This window comes from Nocardiopsis sp. NPDC007018, from assembly GCF_040635075.1.
In the GTDB taxonomy this organism is placed as follows: Bacteria; Actinomycetota; Actinomycetes; order Streptosporangiales; family Streptosporangiaceae; genus Nocardiopsis.
In genome coordinates, this window is the sequence record NZ_JBEYHA010000109.1 from 1 (window position 1) to 1,527 (window position 1,527).

Sequence of the window (1,527 nt, forward strand, 5' to 3'; positions counted from 1 at the left end):
CTCCCTCGCCGACCTGTACACGGTCATGCAGCGGGACATGCCCACCGGCGACATGACGTACCGGCCCGAGGTGTGGGCCCGGCACGGCCGCACCCCGCGCGCCGTGCCTCGTCGTACACGGAACGGACCACGCGCCACGGCACACGCGCCCCGGGGCCCGACGCCCGCGCGTCCCCACCCCCCGGACGCTCCACGCCACCCGAACGGACGCCCCACATGCCCCACAGGCCCCTCGCCCTCCCAGCGGCCGCCCTGACCCTCACCGCCTGCGGCGACGTCCTCGGCACCGGCCCCGACACCCCCGACAGCGACGAATTCACCTTCGGACTCCTCTACCCCCAGACCGGCAGCCTCAGCTTCCTCGGCCCCGCCCAGACCGCGGCCGTCAACTACGCCATCGACGAGATCAACACCGCGGGGGGCATCCTCGGCGCCCCCGTCCCCCCGCCCGTCATCGCCGACGAGGCCGGCGACGCGGCCCAGGCCACACAGGCCGCCAACGACCTCGTCTCCGCCGACGTCAACGCCGTCATCGGCGCCGCCGCCTCCGTGATGACCCGGGCCAGCCACCCCGCCGTCACCGGGGCGGGCATCGCCCAGTGCTCCGGCTCCAGCACCGCCCCCGACCTCACCCGGGTCGAGGACGGCGGCTACTTCTTCCGCACCGCGCCCAGCGACCTCCTCGCCGGACCCGTCCTCGCGCGCCGCATCGTCGACGACGGACACCTCGACGTCGCCGTCATCGCCCGCGCCGACGACTACGGCAACGGCTACCTCACGGCCGTCGAGACCGAACTCCAGGCCCTGGGCGCCAACGTCGTCCTCAGCGAGACCTACGACCCCGACGCCACCAACTTCGGCGCCGTCATCAGCGCGGCCGCCGACTCCGGAGCCCACGCCGTGGCCCTCATCTCCTTCCAGGAGGGCACGCAGCTCATGGCAGCCCTCATCGAGAGCGGGACCGAGAGCCAGTTCTACCTCACCGACGGCCTCAACGACCCCGACCTGGAAGCGAGCGTCGGCGCCACCTCCACCGGCGCCGTCACCGGCACCACCGGAGTCGCCCCCAGCGCCGACAACCCCGAGTTCAACGAGGGCCTGCGCGCCTTCGACCCCGACCTCGACGTCTTCCAGTTCGCGCCGCACATCTTCGACTGCGTCACCACCATCGCCCTGGCCGCCGAATCCGCCGGGTCCGTCGACCCCGCCGAGTACGTCGGACACATCGCCGACGTCACCCGCCCGCACGGCACCGCGTGCACCGGCTTCGAGCAGTGCCGCGACCTCCTCGCCGACGGCCAACCCATCGACTACCAAGGCATGAGCGGCGACATCGACCTCGACGACAACGGCGACCCCACCTCCGCCACCTTCGAGGTCTTCCACTTCGGCGACGACGGCTACGAGACCCTCGAGTACATCGAGTCCACCAACGACTGACCCCCGCGACCGGCACACGACGAGGGGCGGGTGCGCACGCTCAGTCACCGCCCCCGGGTATGGCAATATTGAACGGGAATGTGAGTG

Annotated in this window: 1 protein-coding gene; it reads left to right on the forward strand. The window is 72.2% G+C overall.

Going from position 1 to position 1,527, the window contains the following annotated elements; genetic code table 11:
* Positions 1-216 precede the first annotated feature (216 nt).
* Positions 217-1,440 (forward strand): ABC transporter substrate-binding protein, encoded by a 1,224-nt coding sequence (locus ABZ635_RS27095; protein WP_357770080.1) that lies wholly within the window; start codon positions 217-219, stop codon positions 1,438-1,440.
* Positions 1,441-1,527: the final 87 nt, after the last annotated feature.